Consider the following 3,660-nt stretch of genomic DNA (forward strand, 5'->3'; position numbering starts at 1 on the left):
TGGAAATGGCGCCACTTGAAATCCGTCATCGTTCCGTCCGTCCAATCTCCGCCAAGCATGCTCAAGCTTCACGATTTTTGCAACAGAGCCCACACGAGTATTGAGCATAGTCGAGATTGGTACAGATCACTTCTGATATTGAACTGTCAGGAGCTGGCTGCACAACAGCCATTACGCCCAATCAACTGGTGCAGTCGTCTTCTGAAAATGACATTTGGTATCTCTCATAAACGGATGTTTTTGAGAGAACTATCTTCGGCCTTCACACGCACGAAAGGCGGCGAAGCTCCGCCGTTAATCCGTCCGCCGGAGATCTCGCCCAGGCAGGCTGAAGGCCGAGCAAGCCTGACAGGCCCGAAAAGCCCGGCACGGGCGTCGGCGGCGATGACGGCGGCGGCATTATCCAGGGTTGATGATGGAAGTGGAGGATATCGACAACCTCTCGCGCAACCAAGACATCGCGGTCGGACTGCAAGTGATCTTGAAGCCACGGGCCCGTCCCACCCCGACATGGACCTCGATGCCCGAACGGACGTTAGATTTCGAGTTCTAGGCGTTCTGCGATGAAGGTTGGATCCCAGCCGGGATTGAAAGTGTCGACGTGGGTGAATCCGAGCCGCTCGTATAGGCCACGCAGGTTCGGGTGGCAGTCGAGCCGCAGCTTGGCGCACCCCTGCGTTCGCGCGGCATGGCGGCAAGCCTCGATCAGCGCGGAGCTGACACCCCGGCCCGCATGTGTCCGTCGCACCGCGAGCTTGTGCAGATATGCGGCCTCCCCCTTGAGGGCGTCGGGCCAGAACTCGGGATCCTCGGCCGACAAGGTGCAACAGCCGACGATGCCGTCGCTGCAACTCGCGACTAGGAGCTCGGATCTCAGGACGAAGGTCTCCGCGAATGTCCGGTCGATCCGCGCGACGTCCCAGGCGGGCGTTCCCTTGGCGGACATCCACGCCGCAGCGTCGTGCATCAGCCGCACAACCTCGTCGATATCACCCGAGCAGGCGACCCGAACGTTCGGAGGCTCCTCGCTGTCCATTCGCTCCCCTGGCGCGGTATGAACCGCCGCCTCATAGTGCAGTTTGATCCTGACGAGCCCAGCATGTCTGCGCCCACCTTCGCGGAACCTGACCAGGGTCCGCTAGCGGGCGGCCGGAAGGTGAATGCTAGGCATGATCTAACCCTCGGTCTCTGGCGTCGCGACTGCGAAATTTCGCGAGGGTTTCCGAGAAGGTGATTGCGCTTCGCAGATCTCCAGGCGCGTGGGTGCGGACGTAGTCAGCGCCATTGCCGATCGCGTGAAGTTCCGCCGCAAGGCTCGCTGGACCCAGATCCTTTACAGGAAGGCCAACGGTGGCGCCCAAGAAGGATTTCCGCGACACCGAGACCAATAGCGGAAGCCCCAACGCCGACTTCAGCTTTTGAAGGTTCGACAGCACGTGCAGCGATGTTTCCGGTGCGGGGCTCAAGAAAAATCCCATCCCCGGATCGAGGATGAGCCGGTCGGCAGCGACCCCGCTCCGTCGCAAGGCGGAAACCCGCGCCTCGAAGAACCGCACAATCTCGTCGAGCGCGTCTTCGGGTCGAAGGTGACCGGTGCGGGTGGCGATGCCATCCCGCTGCGCTGAGTGCATAACCACCAGCCTGCAGTCCGCCTCAGCAATATCGGGATAGAGCGCAGGGTCAGGAAATCCTTGGATATCGTTCAGGTAGCCCACGCCGCGCTTGAGCGCATAGCGCTGGGTTTCCGGTTGGAAGCTGTCGATTGAAACACGGTGCATCTGATCGGACAGGGCGTCTAAGAGCGGCGCAATACGTCTGATCTCATCGGCCGGCGATACAGGCCTCGCGTCCGGATGGCTGGCGGCCGGTCCGACATCCACGACGTCTGATCCGACTCGCAGCATTTCGATCGCCGCGGTGACAGCGCCGGCGGGGTCTAGCCGCCGGCTCTCATCGAAGAAGGAGTCCTCGGTGAGATTCAGAATGCCGAACACCGTCACCATGGCGTCGGCCTCCGCAGCGACTTCCACGATGGGGATCGGGCGAGCAAAAAGGCAGCAATTATGAGCCCCATACCTACAAAGCCCCACGCATCAAGCTTTTGCCCATGAAGCAACCAGGCAATGGCTGTAATTATGACGACGCCGAGTCCCGACCAGACTGCATAAGCAACACCGACAGGGATGGATTTCAGAACCAGAGAAAGAAAATAAAATGCGATGCCATAACCGATTATGACAACGGCGGAAGGGGCAAGCTTAGTAAAGCCCTCGCTAGATTTTAATGCGGATGTTGCGATTACTTCGCCAACTATTGCGATAACAAGAAAAAGCCAGCCTTTCATGATATATCTCCCAATTTGTGTAGGGCTTATTATGCACGCTTAAAAATAATAAAAGCAGACTTGACCTGATAGTTTGGCTGTGAGCAATTATGTGCTTAGTGCATCTAACGCCGGAGTTAAGCCGCCGCGCGTAGCGCGGTCGGCTTGAACGAATTGTTAGACATCATTTACCAACTGACTTGATGATCTCGCCTTTCACAAAGCGAATAAATTCTTCCAAGTGATCTGCGCGTGAGGCCAAGTGATCTTCTTTTTGTCCCAGATAAGCTTGCTTAGCTTCAAGTAAGACGGGCTGATACTGGGCAGGTAGGCGTTTTATTGCCCAGTCGGCAGCGACATCCTTCGGCGCGATTTTGCCGGTTATTGCGCTGTACCAAATGCGGGACAACGTAAGCACTACATTTCGCTCATCGCCGGCCCAGTCGGGCTGCGAGTTCCATAGCTTCAAGGTTTCCCTCAGCGCCTCGAATAGATCCTGTTCAGGAACCGGGTCAAAGAATTCCTCCGCTGCCGGACCTACCAAGGCAACGCTATGTTCTCTTGCTTTTGTAAGCAGGATAGCTAGATCAATGTCGATCATGGCTGGCTCGAAGATACCCGCAAGAATGTCATTGCGCTGCCATTCTCCAAATTGCAGCTCGCGCTTAGCCGGATAACGCCACGGGATGATGTCGTCATGCACGACAAGGGTGACTTCTATAGCGCGGAGCGTCTCGCTCTCGCCAGGGAAAGCCGAAGCCTCCATAAGGTCATTGAGCAATGCTCGCCGCGTCGTTTCATCAAGCTTTACGGCCACAGTAACCAACAAATCAATATCGCTGTATGGCTTCAGGCCGCCATCCACTGCGGAGCCGTACAAATGCACGGCCAGCAACGTTGATTCCAGATGGCGCTCAATGACGCTTAGCACCTCTGATAGTTGGTTCGAAATTTCGATGGTCACCGCTACCCTCATGATGTCTAACTTTGTTTTAGGGCGACTGCCCTGCTGCGTAACATCGTTGCTGCTCCATAACATCAAACATCGACCCACGGCGTAACGCGCTTGCTGCTTGGATGCCCGAGGCATAGACTGTACAAAAAAACAGTCATAACAAGCCATGAAAACCGCCACTGCGCCGTTACCACCGCTGCGTTCGGTCAAGGTTCTGGACCAGTTGCGTGAGCGCATACGCTACTTGCATTACAGTTTACGAACCGAACAGGCTTATGTCCACTGGGTTCGTGCCTTCATCCGTTTCCACGGTGTGCGTCACCCGGCAACCTTGGGCAGCAGCGAAGTCGAGGCATTTCTGTCCTGGCTGGCGAACGAGCGC

General features: G+C 56.8%; 4 protein-coding genes and 1 pseudogene. 1 reads left to right on the forward strand and 4 read right to left on the reverse strand.

Annotation, left to right across the window (positions count from 1 at the left end; translation table 11 throughout):
• Positions 1-535: 535 nt before the first annotated feature.
• The 4 genes and pseudogenes from ACJBF3_RS25840 to ACJBF3_RS25855 form a co-directional block, all read right to left on the reverse strand.
• Entirely contained in the window at positions 536-1,036 is a 501-nt protein-coding gene (locus tag ACJBF3_RS25840) for a GNAT family N-acetyltransferase (protein WP_000376623.1), read from the reverse strand.
• 127 nt (positions 1,037-1,163) lie between these two features.
• Positions 1,164-2,003 carry a sulfonamide-resistant dihydropteroate synthase Sul1 gene (gene sul1, locus ACJBF3_RS25845; protein WP_000259031.1) on the reverse strand — a complete coding sequence of 280 codons (840 nt, stop codon included), beginning with the start codon at positions 2,001-2,003 and terminating at the stop codon, positions 1,164-1,166.
• Complete coding sequence (locus ACJBF3_RS25850) at positions 1,997-2,344, reverse strand: quaternary ammonium compound efflux SMR transporter QacE delta 1 (protein WP_000679427.1); 348 nt, start codon at positions 2,342-2,344, stop codon at positions 1,997-1,999. The genes sul1 and ACJBF3_RS25850 overlap by 7 nt, the downstream gene beginning before the upstream one ends.
• 116 nt (positions 2,345-2,460) lie before the next feature.
• Positions 2,461-3,299 (reverse strand): annotated as a pseudogene (locus ACJBF3_RS25855) (AadA family aminoglycoside 3''-O-nucleotidyltransferase).
• A 145-nt stretch (positions 3,300-3,444) separates the two neighbouring features.
• On the opposite strand from ACJBF3_RS25855, the gene ACJBF3_RS25860 reads away from it, so the two are divergent.
• A partial coding sequence (locus ACJBF3_RS25860; protein ID WP_020801416.1) for a class 1 integron integrase IntI1 occupies positions 3,445-3,660 on the forward strand: 216 nt, incomplete at its 3' end.

Source organism: Enterobacter sp. PP-008-ECC_S150 (assembly GCF_045257065.1).
Taxonomy (GTDB): Bacteria; Pseudomonadota; Gammaproteobacteria; order Enterobacterales; family Enterobacteriaceae; genus Enterobacter; species Enterobacter chengduensis.